Raw genomic sequence first — 18,121 nt, 5'->3', positions numbered from 1 at the left:
TCCCCGGGTCGCGGAGCCCGCTCCGGGGCTCCGCCGCCTTGGTCGTCCCGGCCCGGGCGGCCGGTCAAGGACCGGATCAGACCCGGTCGAAATTCGTCGGCAGCACGATCATGTCGCGGATCGTGACCTGCCGCTTGCGGGTCAGCATGTAGGCGACGGCATCGGCGACCTCCTCGGGGTCGATCAGGCTGCCCGACTCCTTGGCCTTGCGCAGGTTCTCCTCGGGCCAGTCGGCCAGCAGCGCCGAGACGACCGGGCCGGGCGAGACCTGGCCGACGCGCACGCCATGCGGGATCATCTGGCGGCGCATGCCCTGCACGAAGCTGGTGATCGCCCATTTCGACCCGGAGTAGACCGGCTCCCAGTAGGTCGGGAAATGCCCGGCGATCGAGCAGGTGACGATGATGTCGCCGGTCTTGCGACCGATCATGTGGGGCACGACGGCGTGGACGTTCTTCATCACGGCGTTGACGTTCAGCCCCAGCATCCGGTCGATGGCCTCGGGCGTGGTCTCGGTCAGGTCGCCGCCGATATAGGTGCCGGCATTGCAGTAGAGGATGTCGATATGCGGCACCTTGGCGAGGATCTCGGGGATCAACGCGCCGCAGCTTTCGGCATCGAGCAGGTCGGTCACCTGGGCGATGGCCTTCGGGCCGAGCCGTGCGGTCAGCGCCTCGAGCGCTTCGGCGTTGCGGTCGGCAAGGACCACGGTGGCGCCAAGCTCCAGCAGCTTCTCGGTCGCGGCCAGTCCGATGCCGGAAGCCGCACCTGTGATGACGGCAATCTTGCCGTCCAGCGAAACAGACATCTGTGTGTCTCCGTCATTCGTCGTTGCGTCAGGGGGAGGGGCGGGCGGGAACGGTCCCGCCCGGAGCGGGGCTCAGCGCCACTCGCGGCCGATATAGATGGCCAGTAGGATGATGAAGCCCTTGATCACGTCCTGCAGGTAGGGATTGATCCCCATCAGGTTCAGGCCGTTGTTGAGGATGCCCAGCAGCACCGCGCCGATCAGCGTGCCGAGGATCAGCCCGCGCCCGCCGGCGATTGCCGTGCCGCCCAGGACCACCGCGGCGATGGCGTCCAGCTCGAAGCCGACCCCGGCGTTGGGCTGGCCGGACATCAGCCGCCCGGTCAGGATGATCGCGGCCAGCGAGGCGGTGAAGCCCGAGATCGCGTAGACCGCCAGCTTGACCCGCGCGGTCTTGACGCCCGAGAGCTTGGCCGCGGTCTCGTTGCCGCCGATCGAATAGACGTGGCGTCCGAAGGGCGTGCGCTGCAAGAGCACCCAGGCCGCCGCGTAGATCAGCACCATGGCGATCACCGGCACCGGCACGGTCCAGATCCGGCCGATGCCGAACCAGCTGATCCAGGACGGAATGCCCGAGATCGGGTAGCCGCCGGAATAGATCAGGCCCAGGCCGCGTGCGATGCCCATGGTCGCCAGCGTCACGATGATCGCGGGCATCCGCCCCCAGGCAACTAGCGCGCCGTTGAAGAGCCCGAGCGCGAGGCCGACCAGCGGCCCGGCAAGCAGGCCGATCGGCGCGGGCAGGCCCATGTTGACGATGAGGCCCGCGCTGATCGTGCCCGACAGCGCCATCACCGCGCCGACCGACAGGTCGATGCCGCCGGTGAGGATCACGAAGGTCATGCCGACCGCGAGGATGCCGACGATCGACACCTGGCGCAGCACGTTGAAGATGTTGGAGACGCTGAAGAAGTTCTCGCTGGCGATGCCCATCAGCACCGAGACCACGACGAGGCCGATCAGGGGCAGCGCCAGCGGCGAATGGAGCAGCGCGCCGGGGTTCAGCTTGCGGCCCGGAAACCCGGTTCCGGCCGATCCGGCATTGGTGTCAGGCGACATGGTCTATCCTCCCGGTCGTGGCATGGGTCATGATCGTTCCGGAGTTGATGTCCGTGCCCTCGACAGTCGCGACGATCCCGCCGGAGCGGAACACGCAGACCCGGTCGGACATGCCGACGACTTCGGGCAGTTCGGAGGAGATCATGATGATGGAATGGCCCTTCGCGGTGAAATCGCGCATGAGCTGGTAGATTTCGGCCTTGGCGCCGACATCGATGCCGCGGGTCGGCTCGTCGAAGATCAGCACCTTCATGTCGTGGTTCAGCCAGCGGGCGATCACCACCTTCTGCTGGTTGCCGCCCGACAGCGTGTCGACGCGCGCATGCGCCGAGGGCGCCTTGACGCGGACCGATTGCATCGCCGCCTCGGTGCAGGCCAGCTCCTTGTCGAGATCGATGAACCAGCGGTTGGAGCGGTACTTGCCGTAGTTGTTGAGCGACACGTTCTGCAGGATCGGGAAGCTCGTGATAAGCCCCTGTTCCTTGCGGCTCTCGGGCAGCAGCCCGATGCCGTGGGCCAGCCCGTCGGCGGGCTCGCGGAACCGGGTCTCGATGCCGTCGACCAGCACCTTGCAGCGGGCCGCCGGATACGCGCCGAGCATCGCCAGAGCGGTCTCGGTGCGTCCCGATCCGACGAGGCCCGCGAAGCCCAGGATCTCGCCCTCGCGGAGCTGGAACCGCGAGACCGGCCCGCCGCGGCGCAGCTGCACCTCCTCGCAGTCGAGCACCACCGGCGCCTCGGGGCGCGGCGCGGGCTTCGGCGGGAAGCTGTTCTCGATGCGGCGGCCGACCATCATCTCGACGAGCCGGTCGTTGTCCACCTCGGCCACCTCGCAGGATCCGATGTACTCGCCGTCGCGCAGCACGGTGATGCGGTCGCAGATCTCGAAGATCTCCTCCAGGTGATGCGAAATGAAGATGATGGCCACGCCCTGGCGGCGCAGTTCGCGCATGACCTTGAACAGGTGCTCGGTCTCCGACGGGGTCAGCGTCGCGGTGGGCTCGTCGAGGACAAGGATCCGCGCCTCCAGCGACAGCGCCTTGGCGATCTCGACGAATTGCTGTTCGGCCACCGACAGCCGGGCGACCGGCACGCCCAGCGGCAGCCCGACATCCAGCCGCGCCAGGATTTCCTGAGCGCGGGCCCGCATGGCGCGGCGGTCGAGCAGCCCCAGCCGGGTCTTCATCTCGCGGGCGAGGAACATGTTCTCCACCGCGTCCAGATAGGGAACGAGGCTGAATTCCTGGAAGACGATGCCGATCCCGGCCTCGATGGCCGCGTCGTAATCGGCGAAATGCTGCGGCTGGCCCTCGATCCGGATCTCGCCCTCCGAAGGCGGCAGGATGCCGGCGAGGATCTTCATCAGGGTGGACTTGCCCGCGCCGTTCTCGCCCAGCAGGGCATGGACTTCCCCGGCCCGGACTTCGAGATCGACGCCGTGCAGCACCTCGATCTTGCCGAAGCTCTTCCGTATCCCGTGCAGTTCCAGCATGGCAGGCTCCTGTGGTTGGGATGGTTGGGGCCGCCCCCGCGCAGGGGCGCGGAGGCGGCCGGGGGAGGAGCCGTTACCAGGAGAAGCCTTCGGCATTCTCCGCATCGACCACGGCGACGTCGATCGGGACTTCCTTCGGCACCACGCGCGCGCCCCATTTCTGGGCCAGCGCCATCGCCAGGCCGACGCGGACCTGGTCGCGCGGGAACTGGGCGGTGGTCTCGATGAAGGGCGTGCCCTTGGCGATGGCCTCGACCGCTTCGGGTGCGCCGTCGACCGAGGTCAGCTTGATGTCCCTGCCCGATCCCTGGATGGCGGCCAGAGCGCCCATCGCGCCACCGTCATTGACCGAGAAGACGCCGGCCAGATCGGGGTAGGACTGGATCATGTTCTCGACCACGCCGAGCGCGACCGAACGGTCCTGGCGGCCGTTCTGGGTGGTCACCAGCTCGATGCCGGGGAATTCCTCCAGCGCGGCGGTGCAGCCTTCGACCCGCTGCAGGATCGGCACGACCGGGATGCCGTCGAGGATCGCCACCTGGCCTTCGCCGTCCAGCGACTCCGCCAGGTACTTGCAGGACTGATATCCGGCATCGCGGTTCTTCGAGCCGACGAAGGTGTCGACCGGCCCGTTCGCGTTGGCGTCGACCGCGACCACGATCACGCCCTGCGCCTTGGCCATGTGCACCGCCGCCTCGATCCCGGCGCTGTCGGTCGGGTTCAGGAGCAGGATGTCGATGTCCTGCTGCAGCATGTCCTCGACATCGGAGATCTGCTTGGCGACGTCATGGCCGGCATCGGTGACCACCACCTCGGCGCCCAGATCTTCGGCCGCCTCCATCAGCGCCTCCTGCATCGAGACGAAATAGGGGTTGTTGAGCTCCTGGAAGGTCATGCCGATCTTCAGCGTGTCGTCGCTGTCGGCAAGGGCTGGGGCGGCAAGGGCGAAAGCGGCCAGCGCGGCGGCTCCGAGGGTTGTCTTCGTCATGGTTTCGTTCCTCCCGTTTGGTTGTTTCGGGCATGGCTTGCCCGTGTCCGGTCGGCATGCTGCCGGCCGGGGTCTGCGGTGTCTGGGTCGAGGGGCGCGCTATTCGGCGGCGGCGGAGAAGGCTCCGTTGGCGGCGAAGGTCTCGCGGAACTGCGAGGGCGACATGCCTTTAAGCTTCAGGAAATGGCGGTTGAAGTTCGACAGGTTGGTGAAGCCGGTATCGAAGCAGATGTCGGCCACCTTCATCTCGGGGCGGGTCAGCAGCATCTGGCAGGCCAGATCCACCCTGAGCTGGTTCTTGTAGCGCACCAGCGTCGTGCCGGTGTGGCGCTTGAAGGCGCGGGAAAACGCGCTCTGGCTCTGGCCGACCAGCTTGGCCAGCTCGGCCTCGTCCACGGTCTCGGTCAGGTTCTCGCGCAGGTGGGCGATGGCGCGGTTGACGCCGCCGCTGCCGAGCGCGTCCAGATCCAGCTGGTAGCTGAGGCTGGCCAGGACTTCCGGCGCGGGGGCGGAGGCCAGCAGGTCGAGGATCTCCCAGAACAGCGCGAGCCGCTTCAGCCCGCGGGCCTCGACCAGCTGTGCCATCAGCGGGCGGACGCTGCGGCTTGTCGCGTCGTCGAACAGCAGCCCGCGGTGGCTGCGCTCCAGCATCGGGCGGAGCGCCTCCATCTCGGGCATGGCGCGGCCCGCCTCGTCGATGAAGGTCTCCGGGAACTGGATGACCAGCGACCGGGCCGGGACGATCTCGCCGGGGGCAATGTCGGAAATCCAGTTCTGCGGCAGGTTCGGGCCGGTCAGGATCAGCTGGCCGGGAGCGAAGTCGCCGATGAAGTCGCCGATATAGAAGGTGCCCGAGGTCTCGACGACCAGGTGGATCTCGTATTCCGGGTGGTAGTGCCAGCGCACCGTCCGGAACGGATACCCGTGCATCCAGGCGGCAAAGCTCTCGCCCTTGCGGATATGGACCAGTTCCAGATCGGGTTGCATGTCTCGTCTCCTCCGTGCTTCCGCGGCCCTCCCCGGCCTGTCTGCGGAAGTGGAGCCACCCTACCGCGAAGCATGGGAGCGCACTACATCACCATTGGGAAAACGATGATACTTTTTTGCAGGTGGCGGGCGCGTGGCTGCGCAACGCGGCCGGTACGGAATTGCTGCAATGCAAAAGGGGCGCGCCGCAATGCAGCGGAGCGCCCCTTGTTCCGTTGGTTTTCAGCCGGTTCAGCCCTGTGCCGACCCGGTCCGGCCCGTCACGACAGGGTCTTCACGGCGGGCCAGGCGGCCATGTGGCGCTCATACTTTTCCGCATAGGCCGCGGCGAGGCGGGGATCCGGCGCGATTTCCCTCTGCACCTCGGGCGGGGCCATGATGCCGCTCCAGCCGGTGCCGGACACGCAGGCGGCGGCCAGCCGCGCCGCGCCGAAGGCGGCGCCGTAATCGCCCTCGGCGGGGACCAGCAGCGTCAGGCCCGTGGCCGAGGCCATGATCTCCAGCCAGGGCTCCGAGCGCGCGCCGCCGCCGACGGCATAGGCGGCCTCCAGCGCGGTGCCGGCCCGGCCCAGCACGCGCACGCAATCGGCGAAGGCCATGGCGACACCCTCCATCACCGCCTGCACCATCTCCGGCACTCCGGCGTCGCGGCGCAGCCCGAGGAAGGCCCCCGAGGCGCCCGGATCGTCGAGCGGCGTGCGCTCGCCCGATAGATAGGGCAGGAAAAGGGCCCGGGCGGGGGCAGCGGGCCGGCGGGGGACATGCGCCGCCAGCTCCGGAACGGGCAGGCCCGCGATCTCCGACAGCCAGGACATCGAGTCCGTCGCCGAGAGGAACACCCCCATCTGGTGCCATGTGTCCGGCACCGCGTGGCAGAAGGCATGCACGGCATCGCCGGTATTCGGCGCGAACCGGTCGGTGGCGGCGAAGAGCACGCCCGAGGTGCCCAGCGACAGGAATCCCGTGCCGGGGCGCATCACCCCCATGCCGCAGGCAGTCGCCGCATTGTCGCCGCCGCCGCCCGCGACGGGCACGCGGGGCAGCCCCCAGCGCTCCGCCAGATCGGCGCGCAGGTGCCCGGAGACCTCGGAGCCCTCGACCAGCGCGGGCATGTGGCCGTGGTCAAGCCCCGTCGCGGACAGCAGCGCGCCCGACCAGTCGCGCCGCGCCACGTCGAGCCACAGCGTCCCGGCGGCATCCGACATCTCGGCGACATGCTCGCCGGTCAGCCAGAGCCTCAGGTAGTCCTTGGGCAGCAGCACCTTGGCGATCCCGCCGAAGACCTCCGGCTCATTCTCCTGCACCCAGAGCAGCTTGGGCGCGGTGAAGCCCGCCATGACGCGGTTGCCGGCAATGCCGCGGAAATCCGCGCGCGCCTCCAGGGCGGCGCATTGCGCGGCGGAGCGGCCGTCGTTCCAAAGGATGCAGGGCCGGAGCACCGCATCGCTGCCGTCCAGCAGCACCGCGCCGTGCATGTGGCCCGAAAGCCCGATGGCGCGCAGCTGCGCCAGTTCGGCGGCGTGGCTCTGCCGCAGCTGGTCCAGCGCCGCCTCCGCCGCTGCGATCCAGCCGGCCGGATCCTGTTCGGACCAGCCCGGATGCGGCCGCGAGACGGAAAGCGGGGCATGCGCGGCGGCGACGGTGCGGAAGCAGCCGTCGACCAGCATCGCCTTAAGCCCGGACGTGCCCAGATCGATCCCGAGATACATGGGGCTATGCCGGCATCTCGATCTGCAGCTTCACGTCCGTGTCTCGCGCCTCGACCGCCCGGTCGAAGCCCGCGATGGCATCCGCGAAGGGCAGCGTGGCGGAGATCAGCGGCTTCAGGTCGACCTTTCCGGAGGCGATCAGCGCGATGGCGCGGTCATAGACATTTGCATAGCGGAATACGGTCTCGACGCGCAGTTCCCTGGCCTGCAGCCCGACGATGTCGACCGGCACCGGATCGACCGGCATGCCGACCAGCACGATCGCCCCGCCCGGCCGTGCCAGCGCGGGCAGGCCCAGGATGGCCGGGGCCGCGCCCGAGCATTCGAAGACGACATCCGCGCCCCAGCCCGCTGTCGCGGCCGCGACGGCCTCCGCCACCGGGGCATTGCGGATGTTGACCGTCTCGATCCCGTCATAGGCGCCGATGATGTCGAGCTTGGGCTGGGCGAGGTCGGCGACGATTACCTTCGCGCAGCCGCCGGCCAGCGCCGCCAGGGCGACCATCATGCCGATCGGCCCGGCGCCGGTCACCACGGCGATGTCGCCCGGCTGGATGCGCGCGCGCAGCGCCGCCTGCATGCCGATGGCGAAGGGCTCGACCATCGCGCCCTCGGCAAAGCTCACGCTGTCCGGCAGCTTGTACGTGAAGGCGGCGGGGTGGATGACTTCGGGCGTCAGGCAGCCATGGACCGGCGGGGTCGCCCAGAAGCGGACCGCGGGGTCGACATTGTAGAGCCCGAGCTTCGAGGCGCGGGAGTCCGGATCGGGGATGCCCGGCTCCATGCAGACGCGGTCGCCCGGCTCCAGCCCTTCGACTTCGGCGCCGCATTCGATGACGGTGCCGGCCGCCTCGTGGCCCAGAACCATCGGCGCCTCGACGACGAAATGGCCGATCCGGCCGTGGGTGTAGTAGTGCACGTCCGAGCCGCAGATGCCGACGGTGCGCGTCGCAATGCGAACGTCCCTCGGCCCCAGCGTGCCGGGGATGTCGAACTCCCGCAGCGAAAGCTTGCCCTTCTCCTCGAGTACAAGCGCCTTCATGTCTCCGTCCTCCCGTTTCGCGGCGGTCCCGGGCTGCGGCCCGGGACGGTGGCCGTTTCCCTTGCTGTCGTCCGGAGGGGCGGTTGTAAATGGAAACCGGCGGTTCCGGCCCGGAATCCGGCGCGGCCGGAAAAATCCTATCGGGGGGCCGTTCCTGCCTGGGCAGGCAGGCTGCGGAGGCGGGGGCGGAGATGGCCGGAAGCTGCCGCGGCGGCCCGGGACGTTTCCGTGATTCGGCCGCGCGGGGCGGTCCCGGACCGGGAAGCTGGACGCGCTGCGGCTGTTCTTGCCTCCGGATGCCGGGCAGGCCGCAATCTTGCTCCGGAGAGGGGACCCCGCATCGGCAGGCAGATCTGCCGCCACTTCGCCGCCGCGTTCAGGGAGCGGGCCGCCGCGGGGTCTTCCGGGCCGGGTGCCGCGCGGGCCAGCGACGCATGGGGCCACGCCGTGACGCCCTCGCAGCGGAAAGGCCGGCGGCTTGCGCTCGGCCGAGGCGGTCCGCCGCCATGGACCGAGGCAGCGGCTCAGGCCGGACTGTGGCGCGGGGCTTGGCGGCCCGGAGATCTGCTGGCGCCTCTCGGCTTCTGCGCGGACTCGAACGGGCCAACGTTCAGAGCGTTCCGGTGGGCCGTCCCCGCCCCGAGATGCAGGGAATGCCTGCCGCTGGGGCCGGGGACGGATCGGCCGCGGAGAGGGCGGGGCCCGGAGCTGGTCCGGGCCCCCGCCGCTGGTCTCAGTTGCTCAGCTCGGCGTCGATCGAGCCGATATCGGCCTCAAGCCGGGCATAGGTGTCCTCCAGCGACAGCTCGCCGACGATCAGCTGCGACATCCGCTGGACGATGGCCGACTGCACCGCCTGGATGCCCGGGAAGGCAGACCATTCGCGGATTTCGTCGGTCACCTTCGGGGCGTTGCGGGCGAAGACCTTCATCGCCGCGGCGGCATTCGGGTCGTCGAGCTGGTAATTCAGGTCGGGGATGTTCGCGCCCGGGATGATGACGAACTGTTCCGCCAGCTCGCGGACCACCTTCTCGGAGCCGAGGAACTCGACCAGCTTCGCGACCGCCTCGGGATGTTCCGTCGTGTTGAAGGCCGCCAGGAAGGTGCCGCCCGGCATCGGGATGCAGCCGCCGTCGCCGCAGGGCGCGTCGAGCACCGTCCATTCGAAATCCTGGCCGATCTTGGATCGGAACGGGTTCACCATCCAGTTTCCTGCAAAATAGGTGGCGACATTGGCATCGACGAACTCGTCGCCCATGTTCTTGTAGCGCGATCCGCCCGCGGCGCCCCACATCTCCTTCGGGAAGGCGCCTTCCTGGGTCCAGCGGTACATGTCGGCGATGTAGGCCTTGGCCGCTCCGTCGGGGAAGGTCAGGTGCCCGTCCTCCTCGAAATGCGCGCCGTAGGAGAAGGCCGGACCGGTGAAGCGGTGCCCCGAGCGGTCCATGGTGAAGGGAATGTCGATGCCCGTGGCGTCGGCGACGCGCTGCGAGGCCTCGACGATCTCGTCCAAGGTCGCGCCCGCCTCGGGCAGCGGTTCGCCGGCCTGGTCCCAGAGCGTCTTGTTGACGAAGGGCAGGTTGAGGGTCTGCGACAGCATGAAGCCGCCGATCTTGTCCGCGGGCGCGTCCGCGGTCTTCAGCAGGTTGAGCGTGCTGCCATGGAGCGCCGCGAACCCGTCCGGGTCGTCCATGTAGGGGTGCAGGTCCAGCGTGTAGCGCATCAGCCCGTGATCGGCGATCTTCGCCAGGTCCGGGCCCTCGCCGACGGCAAGCTGCAGCGGCAGCTGTTCGACCAGCTGCGAATATCCGGCGGTGATGTACTCCACCTCGATATCCGGGTTGGCCGCTTCGAACTCCTCCAGAAGCTCGCCCATCCGCTGGATATAGGCCGGGTCGTCATCGGTGAAGGCGAAGCTGATCGTGTCCTTGGCCAGAGCGGCCCCGGCAAACAGCGCCAGGGCGCTCGCGGCAGTCGCAAGCTTGAGCATTGTGTTCCTCCCTAGTGTGCAAAAAGTTTCGCAACACGTCTGGACAATTGTTCAAAGCTGTGGCTGTGTCAATGCCAACAAGGCGCATGATTGCAGTTCAAATCCGAAAATCTTGCGCCGGGAGGAGGAAAATCTTGCAAAGTGTAGAGCAAAACGTTGCGCAAATATTGCCTGAGCCGGTCTGGTGGGGGCTGGGCGAGGGGGCGTCGCTGAACCGCTGGCTGGTCACCCCGGCCGACTCCCGCATCTTCCCCGGCGAGGCGCGGCCGCATCCCGACCAGGTGGACTACCGCTTCGTCAACGGCTGGGTGGCGACCGGCGACCTGCCCTGCCGCGAGGCCTTCCGGAAGCTCCTGCCCGGGCTCGATCCGCGGATCCCCGATGCCTCCGCCTTCTCCGAGGTCTATCTGGGCGGGGAGAATCCGCGGGTCGATTTCACCACCTTCTGCTTCCAGCCGACCCGCATCGCGCGCTTCGCACGCGCATTGCTGCGCACGGACGCAGCGCAGAGCGCCACCTTCGAGATCGAGACCTGCGGCGTGGTCCATATGTGGCTCGACGGCCGCCCGGTGGCGGTGCATGCGCCGCTCGACCGCAACATCCCGCACACGGCGCGGGTCTCGGTCGCGCTGCCCGCGGGCGTCTCCGAGCTGACCGTCCGGCTCGAGGACATGCACGAGCGCGACACCAGCTGCTTCTTCCGGCTGGGCCTGGCCGCGGGGCAGGGGATCGAAGCGGGACTGCGCGCCGATGTCGATCCCGCCCGGCTCAAGGATGTCGAGAAGACGCTGGCCGCGCTGCGCACGACGCGGCTGTTCCACCAAGAGGGCAAGCTGGCGGTGGTTTGCGATCACAGCCCCGCGGAGCCGGTCGAGGTGGTGCTGCATGACGGCCAGTCCGCCGATGGCAGCGCGACGATGAACGTGCTGGCCGACCGGCTGCCGCTCGCCGAACCGGTGCGCTTCACCGTCACGCGGGCGGGCGAAGTGCATGAGCTCTTCGATGTGGCGGGCATCTCGCCGGGCTGCTACGCGCTGGCCTTCTCGGTGAAGGCAGGCGCGGTGCGGCTCGACGCGTCGCTCGGAACGACGATCATGGGCACGGTTGCGCGGCTCGGGGGGGGCAGCCTCGCCGAGCGGAAGGCCGAAGCCCGCGCCCGCATTGCCGCCGAACCCGGCAGCAGCATCTCGCGCGGCCTGCTCCTGCTGAAGGAAGGCGGCCCGGCGGACGAGATCGGGCGGATCGTCCGCCACACGCTGACCGGCATCGACGGACGCTACGATTGCGCGGATTTCTGGATCCTGCCGCTGATATGGGCCTGGCGCGGCCATGCCGGGACCGGCATCGGCGCGGAGCTCTGGAGCGAGGTGCGCCGCGCCATCCTCGGCTTCCGCTACTGGCTCGACGAGCCAGGCAATGACGTGATGTGGTTCTGGAGCGAGAACCATGCCTTCTGCTTCCATGTCGCGCAGTTCCTGGCGGGCGACACCTTTCCCGAGGAGGTCTTTCCGAACAGCGGCCGCACCGGCGCCGAGCATCGCGAGGCCGCCCGTGCCCGGCTGGGCCGCTGGTTCGACTCGGTCGAGGATCACGGGCTCGCCGAGTGGAATTCCTCCTGCTACTATCCGATCGACCTGCTCGGCCTCTTCACGCTGGAGGCCTGCAGCCCTGATGCGGCGCTGAAGGCGCGCGCCAGGGCGCTGATCGACAGCATCTTCGTGATGACCGCGCTGCATTCGGTCGACGGCATGCCGGTGGGCAGCCAGGGCCGGGTCTACGAGAAGGAGCTGTTCGCCGGACCCGCCACGGAGCTTGGCGCGGTTGCCGCCGTCGCCTTCGGCGGCATCTGGTGTCCGGGCCATGAACGTGCCGCCGCGCTCTTCGCGGTCTCGGACTACCAGCCGCCCGCCGCCTGCGAGGGGCTGCACCGGCTCGGCGGCCATGACCGGCTGGAGGCGCGCTACGTGCAGGGGCTGAACCGCAACGCCAAGCTCGCGCTGTGGAAATCGGCCGGAGCCCAGCTCTCGGCGGTGACCGGCCACCGCACCGGCGATCCGGGCCACCAGCAGCATGTCGCGGAGATCCAGTTCGCCGCGCATCCGCTGGCGCGGACCTGGATCAGCCATCCCGGCGAGCTGAAGGTCTGGGGCGGCGGGCGGCCCTCCTACTGGATGGCGAACGGCACCGTGCCGCGGGTCTGCATGGACGGCAACGTTGCCGCGCTGGTCTACGATCTCGGCCGCCATGGCCATCCGGTGCGCTTCACCCATGCCTTCGCGCCGGCCGAGCTGCTCGACGGCTGCATCGAGGACGGCCAGTGGCTGTTCCAGCGGGCGGGGCACGGCTATGCCGCGCTCTGGGCCTCGGCGCCGCTCGAACGGCTGGAGACCGGGCTCTACAAGGGCCAGGAATGGCGCGCCCATGCCGCGCAGGCGGGCTGGCTGATGGTGGCAGGCTCCGCCGCAACCCATGGCAGCTTCGATGACTTCCGCGCCGCGGCCCGCGCGCTGGCGCCCGAATTCGACGCGGCCGCGCTCTGCCTCGGCTGGCAGGCCGGGGGCGCCGCGCTGTCGGCGCGCTTCGCCGACGGGCTGCTGCGCGACGGCACGCCGGTGCCCTTCGCCCCTCTCTCGATCACCCCGCATGCCGGTTTCGACGGCGCGCCCCTCAAAGCTGTGGAGTTCTGAATGACCTATCACGCCAATCTGGACATTGCCTCCGCCATCGCCGCGCTGTCGCGCGGGTTCCGCAGGCTCAAGGGCATCGGCGACGAGGGCGCGGCCCCGGGCGACGAGATCGATTTCGACGAATGGGACTGGGAGGTCGGCGTCGGGCTATACGGCGAGTTCCGCCGGGCGGAGGCCGAGGGCGACGAGGCCGCGATGGACCGGCTGGCGCGCTGGTACGACCGCCAGATCGCCCGCGGCCTGCCGCGCCGCCAGGTCAATTCCACCGCGCCGATGCTGGCGTTGGCGCTGCTGGCCGAGCGCCGCCCGCGCGAGGACTGGCTCGCGATCATCGGCGGCTGGGCGGCGTGGCTTCACGAAGAGATGCCCAAGACCGAGGAGGGCGGCTACCAGCACACGGTCAAGGAGCGCGACAATGACGGCCAGCTCTGGGACGACACGCTGGTCATGGCGGTGCTCTTCGTGGCGCAGGCCGGCAAGCTCCTGGAGCGTCCCGAATGGATCGAGGACGCGCATTACCAGTACCTGACCCATGTCCGCTTCCTCGGCGACCGGGAAAGCGGGCTCTTCTACCACGGCTGGACCTTCATCGGTCGGCACAGCTACGCCAAGGCGCTCTGGGCGCGAGGCAATGCCTGGGTGACGATCGCGATCCCGGAACTTTTCCGCATCTGCCCGCCGGAAGGCGCTGTCGCGCGCTACCTGCGCGAGGTCTACCTGGCCCAGGTGCGGGCGCTGGATGCCCTGCAGAACGGCGAGGGACTGTTCCACACGCTGCTGGACGATCCCGGCAGCCCGGTCGAGGCTTCGGGCACTGCGGGCATCGCATACGGCGTGCTGGCGGGGCGCCGCGAAGGGCTGATCGGCGCGGAAGAGGCCCGGATCGTCGAGCGCGCGCTGCCCGCGATCCTGGCGCGGATCGACGGCGACGGCTTCCTCGGCGATGTCTCGGACGGCACGCCGATGGGCGACACGCTGGAATTCTACCGGCAGATCCCGAACCTGCCGACGCCCTACGGCCAGGCATTGGGGAGCCTGTTTCTGATGGAATATGACCGCGTCGCGCAGGCGGCGCGCTGAACGGATCCAGGGAGGAGACGGAAATGGCATCCATCCGGATGGACGGGCTGACAAAGGCCTACGGCAATCTCGAGGTGATCCACGGCATCGACCTCGATATAGAGGAAGGCGAGTTCGTCGCCCTGGTCGGCCCCTCGGGCTGCGGGAAATCGACGATGCTCAGGATGATCGCGGGGCTGGAATCCATCAGCCGCGGCGAGATCGCCTTCGACGGCGAGGTGGTCAACGAGATGACGCCGTCGGAGCGCGGCATCTCCATGGTGTTCCAGAGCTACGCGCTCTATCCGCATCTCACGGTGCGCAAGAACCTGTCCTTCGGGCTGGAGAACCTGCGGATGAAGCGCGCCGAGATCGACGCCCGCGTGGCCGAGGCCGCACGGATGCTGGAGCTCGACGCCTATCTCGACCGCAAGCCGAAGGCGCTGTCGGGCGGGCAGCGCCAGCGCGTCGCCATCGGCCGCGCCATCGTGCGCCATCCCAAGGTGTTCCTCTTCGACGAGCCGCTCAGCAATCTCGACGCCAAGCTGCGCGTCCAGACCCGCGGCGAGATCACCCGGCTGCACCGCCAGCTCGGCACCACGATGATCTACGTCACCCATGACCAGGTCGAGGCGATGACCATGGCCGGCAAGATCGTGGTGCTGAACGGCGGCAAGGTCGAGCAGGTCGGCCGGCCGCTCGACCTGTTCGAGCGGCCCGCGAACCTTTTCGTGGCGGGCTTCATCGGCAGCCCGCGGATGAACCTCTATGACGGCCGCATCACCGGCAGCGAAGGCGGATTGGCCCGCATCGCGTCGCCCGAAACCGGCGATCTCCTGCTGCCGCTGGGCGGGACGGCCACCGGGCGGGAGGTCAAGATCGGCCTGCGTCCGTCGCATTTCGCGGTCGGTGCCGAGGCGGCGGGATCGCCCCTGATGCTCGATGTCGACCAGGTCGAGAGCCTCGGCCACGAAACCTATCTGCATGGCCGGCTGAACGGGGCGGAGACCACCACCATCGTGCATGTCCAGAACCATCTGGACGCCGCCCCGGGCGACCGCTTGCCCGTCCGTCCGCGCGAGGGCCATGTCCATCTGTTCGACGCCGCCAGCGGCCAGAGCCTGGGGAGGGCGTGAGATGGCCGCCACCGATGACGGCTATGTGCGGCCCGCGCGCGAGGCGCCGGTGAGCAGCAGCGACCGCGGCGACCGGCTGCTCGAGGCCGCGATGGCGGTGGTCGAATGGCCCTTCACCCGGCTGCAGCGCCTGATCGGCCTGCGCCGGATGCCCTGGGTCTTCGTGCTGCCGAACATGGCGCTCTTCACCATCTTCGTGTTCATCCCGGTGCTTCTGGCGATCGGCTATGCCTTCACCGGCGGCACCGAGCTGCTCTTGTGGAACCGGCCCTTCGTCGGTTTCGAGAACTTCTCGCGGCTGCTCAGCTGCGGCAGCTACCTGGACCCGGCCACCTGCGAGCTCGACCTGTTCTGGACCGCGGTCTTCAACACCACCTGGTACACCGCCTTCAATGCCACCGGCACGCTGGTGGTGTCGCTCGTCACCGCGCTGGTGCTGAACCGGCTGACCCGCGGCAAGGCCTTCTTCCGCGCCATCTTCTTCTACCCGGTGCTGCTGTCGCCGGTGGTGGTCGCGCTGGTCTGGAAATGGTTCCTGGCGCGCAACGGGCTGCTGAACGCGGTCTTCGCCGACCTGATGGGCGAGCGGACGATCTTCCTTCTCGAAGTGCTCTGGTCGCGCTTCTGGGTGGTCTATGTCTCGATCTGGTTCCACATGGGCTTCTACACGCTCATCATCCTCGCCGGCCTCCAGGCGATCCCGCGCGACATCTACGAGGCCGCGCTGATCGACGGAACCACGCGCTGGCGGCAGTTCTGGCGGCTGACGCTGCCCCTGCTGATGCCGAACCTGCTGGTGGTGCTGGTGCTGCTCCTGATCCGCTCGGTGCAGGTCTTCGACGAGGCCTGGGTGCTGACCGATGGCGGCGGGCCGGGCACGGCCAACACCTTCGTCGTCCAGTTCATCTACGAGACCGCCTTTGCCACCGATGTCCGGCTCTACGGGCTCGCCTCCGCCGCCTCGGTGCTGATGGGGCTGGCGCTTCTCGTCCTCACGCTGGTCCAGCTCTGGCTCGGCAAGAAAGCGGAGAATTGACATGCTCGGTTTCCTGACCCGCACCCGCGGCAAGAGCCGCATGGACGTCACCGACATCCTCGCCTGGGCCTGGCTGATCCTCGGCACGCTGGTGATCGCCATCCCGATCGGCTGGGCGTTCCTGTCCTCCTTCAAGCCGGAAGCGGAGATCAACAGCTTCCCGCCGACGCTCCTGCCGCGCGCCGCCGAGGAACTGGCGATCGACGGCTATGACGAACCGCTGCCGGCCTATGCCTGGACCGACGAACAGGGCGAGACCCGCACCGTCGGGCTGGTCCGCCGCATCGGGCTGAAGGCGACGGTCGTCGATCCGGCAAGCCCGGGCGAGCGGCTGAGCGTCGATGCAAGCGCGATCGAGAAGCAGACCGTGCTGCGCCCGGAATGGTCGAACTACACCGACCCGCTGGAGCGCTTCGCCTTCCTCACCTACCTGAAGAACTCGGTCTTCGTGACCACGGTGGCGACGATCCTGACGCTGGTGCTGAACTCGATGGCGGCCTTCGCCCTGTCGAAATACCGCTTCCGCGGCTCGACCACGATCTTCGTGCTGATGCTCTCCACCCTGATGCTGCCGCTGTCGGTGATCATGGTCCCGGCCTTCATGGTCGTGGTGGGGCTGAACCTGGCCGACAATCTCTGGGGGGTGATCTTCTCCACCGTGGCGACGCCCACGGGCGTGTTCCTGCTGCGGCAGTACATGCTGACCATCCCCGACGACCTGATCGAGGCGGCGCGGGTGGATGCGGCCAGCGAGTTCCGCATCTACTGGCGGATCATCCTGCCGCTCTCGGCGCCTGCGCTGGCGGTTCTGGCGATCTTCTCGGTGATCTGGCGCTGGAACGACTTCCTGTGGCCGCTCATCGTGCTGTCGAGCCCCGAGAACTATACTCTGCAGCTCGGCCTCAACGCCTTCCAGGGACAGTTCACGGTGCAATGGCACTACATCCTGTCGATGACCGTTGTCGCGCTGCTGCCGGTGACCCTTATATTCCTCTTCCTGCAGAGGTACATAACCGAAGGGGTTGCCAGTTCCGGAGTGAAATGACGTGAGCCTGAAGAACATCGCCCAGGCGGCCGGGGTATCGGTCAGCACGGTCAGCCGGGCGCTGCAGGGCAGTTCCCGGATCTCCGAGGAGAAGCGCCGCGAGATCCTCGAGATCGCCCGGTCGCAGGGCTATATCGACACCCGCGTGCGCAAGGCCACCCAGGCGGGGCTGCACTCCATCGTCCTGGCGATGCCAGAGGCGATGCTGCAGCCCTCCGAGACCAACTTCACCTCCTGGCGCATCCTGGAAAAGCTGCGCTCGGAATGCGCGGAGCGGGGCATCCGGGTCGATCCGGTCCTCTGCCCGGGCGACCGGCTGGACCCGGACCGGGTGATGGCAGGGATCGCCGCCTCGGATGCCGAGGCCGTGGTCGTCCATTTCGACGAGAACCCCGCGCTGATCGGGCGGCTTGCCGACGAAGGGCGCCCTGCGGTCCTGCTTTTCGGGCTCGATCCCAGCTCGCGGATCAGTTCGGTCGGCATCGGCAACACCTATTCCACGGCGCTCGGGGTGCAGCATCTGCTGGATCTGGGGCATCGTGACATCCTGCTGCTGTCCTGGCCGGGGCGCTTCACCATCCGGCGGCGCGAGGCCGGGTTCCGCGAGGCGATGCGCGAGGCCGGGGCCGCCGATCCCGGCACGCGCATCCTGCGGCTGTCGGGCTTCGCGCCGGAGATCGTCGACCGCGAATTCGGCGCCTGGCTGGAGGCGCAGGGCGGGCGGCTGCCGGTGACCGCGATCCTCTGCCTGTCCGACAACATCGCGATCCGCGCCATGCACTGCCTTGCCCGGGCGGGATTCGACGTGCCGGGTGATGTCTCGGTGATGGGTTTCGACGACAGTTTCGCGGGCCAGATGTCGAAGCCGCCGCTGACCTCGATCCGGCCGCCGCTCGACGACATCGCGGTCACGGCGCTGGAGGAGCTGGAACTGTCGCTGCGCCGCCCGGGCAGCCATCTGGCGCGGCGGATCGAACTGGGCTGCCAGATCAGCCTGCGCGACAGCTGCGCGGCCCCGCCGGTCCGCCGGGCCTGACGCAGCGGGCTCCGTGCCGGCGGGTGGCGGCGCCATCGGCGGCCTGG

The 18,121-nt window shown here is 68.7% G+C and carries 14 protein-coding genes; 6 read left to right on the top strand and 8 right to left on the bottom strand.

The window, feature by feature from the left end; genetic code table 11:
- Positions 1-76: 76 nt before the first annotated feature.
- From HCC78_RS17395 to HCC78_RS17360, 8 genes are all read right to left on the bottom strand, one after another.
- Positions 77-808 (bottom strand): SDR family oxidoreductase, encoded by a 732-nt coding sequence (locus HCC78_RS17395; RefSeq protein WP_172330064.1) that lies wholly within the window; start codon positions 806-808, stop codon positions 77-79.
- A 72-nt stretch (positions 809-880) separates the two neighbouring features.
- Positions 881-1,867 (bottom strand): ABC transporter permease, encoded by a 987-nt coding sequence (locus tag HCC78_RS17390; RefSeq protein ID WP_172330063.1) that lies wholly within the window; start codon positions 1,865-1,867, stop codon positions 881-883.
- Entirely contained in the window at positions 1,857-3,359 is a 1,503-nt protein-coding gene (locus HCC78_RS17385) for a sugar ABC transporter ATP-binding protein (protein ID WP_172330062.1), read from the bottom strand. Before HCC78_RS17385 ends, HCC78_RS17390 begins: the two co-directional genes overlap by 11 nt.
- Positions 3,360-3,432: 73 nt before the next feature.
- The gene (locus tag HCC78_RS17380) at positions 3,433-4,347 is read right to left on the bottom strand and encodes an ABC transporter substrate-binding protein (protein ID WP_172330061.1); all 915 of its coding nucleotides are present in this window, start codon (positions 4,345-4,347) and stop codon (positions 3,433-3,435) included.
- Positions 4,348-4,446: 99 nt separating this feature from the next.
- A complete protein-coding gene (locus HCC78_RS17375) occupies positions 4,447-5,334 on the bottom strand; it encodes an AraC family transcriptional regulator (protein ID WP_172330060.1) in 888 nt (295 codons plus the stop codon).
- A 260-nt stretch (positions 5,335-5,594) separates the two neighbouring features.
- The gene (xylB, locus tag HCC78_RS17370) at positions 5,595-7,043 is read right to left on the bottom strand and encodes a xylulokinase (protein WP_172330059.1); all 1,449 of its coding nucleotides are present in this window, start codon (positions 7,041-7,043) and stop codon (positions 5,595-5,597) included.
- A gap of 4 nt (positions 7,044-7,047) precedes the next feature.
- The gene (locus tag HCC78_RS17365; protein WP_172330058.1) at positions 7,048-8,085 is read right to left on the bottom strand and encodes an NAD(P)-dependent alcohol dehydrogenase; all 1,038 of its coding nucleotides are present in this window, start codon (positions 8,083-8,085) and stop codon (positions 7,048-7,050) included.
- A gap of 733 nt (positions 8,086-8,818) precedes the next feature.
- Entirely contained in the window at positions 8,819-10,075 is a 1,257-nt protein-coding gene (locus HCC78_RS17360; RefSeq protein ID WP_172330057.1) for an ABC transporter substrate-binding protein, read from the bottom strand.
- Positions 10,076-10,242: 167 nt separating this feature from the next.
- Between HCC78_RS17360 and HCC78_RS17355 the strand changes: the two genes are divergently transcribed.
- Genes HCC78_RS17355 through HCC78_RS17330 form a run of 6 tightly spaced genes read left to right on the top strand, consistent with a single transcriptional unit; the run spans position 10,243 to position 18,074 of the window.
- Positions 10,243-12,762, top strand: coding sequence for a hypothetical protein (locus HCC78_RS17355; protein WP_172330056.1), 2,520 nt, complete (start codon positions 10,243-10,245; stop codon positions 12,760-12,762).
- A complete protein-coding gene (locus HCC78_RS17350) occupies positions 12,763-13,842 on the top strand; it encodes a glycoside hydrolase family 105 protein (RefSeq protein WP_172330055.1) in 1,080 nt (359 codons plus the stop codon).
- A 23-nt stretch (positions 13,843-13,865) separates the two neighbouring features.
- Positions 13,866-14,957, top strand: coding sequence for an ABC transporter ATP-binding protein (locus HCC78_RS17345; RefSeq protein WP_172330054.1), 1,092 nt, complete (start codon positions 13,866-13,868; stop codon positions 14,955-14,957).
- A 1-nt stretch (position 14,958) separates the two neighbouring features.
- Positions 14,959-15,993, top strand: coding sequence for a carbohydrate ABC transporter permease (locus HCC78_RS17340; protein ID WP_172330053.1), 1,035 nt, complete (start codon positions 14,959-14,961; stop codon positions 15,991-15,993).
- A gap of 1 nt (position 15,994) precedes the next feature.
- Positions 15,995-17,038: a carbohydrate ABC transporter permease gene (locus HCC78_RS17335; RefSeq protein WP_216671202.1), complete on the top strand. Its 1,044-nt coding sequence runs from the start codon at positions 15,995-15,997 to the stop codon at positions 17,036-17,038.
- Position 17,039: 1 nt separating this feature from the next.
- On the top strand, positions 17,040-18,074 hold the full coding sequence (locus tag HCC78_RS17330) for a LacI family DNA-binding transcriptional regulator (protein ID WP_172330052.1): 1,035 nt from the start codon (positions 17,040-17,042) through the stop codon (positions 18,072-18,074).
- Positions 18,075-18,121: the final 47 nt, after the last annotated feature.

Source organism: Mangrovicoccus sp. HB161399 (assembly GCF_013184745.1).
Taxonomy (GTDB): Bacteria; Pseudomonadota; Alphaproteobacteria; order Rhodobacterales; family Rhodobacteraceae; genus Mangrovicoccus.
The sequence above is the reverse complement of the archived record's forward strand: the minus strand, read 5'-3'. Positions and strand labels throughout refer to the sequence as shown.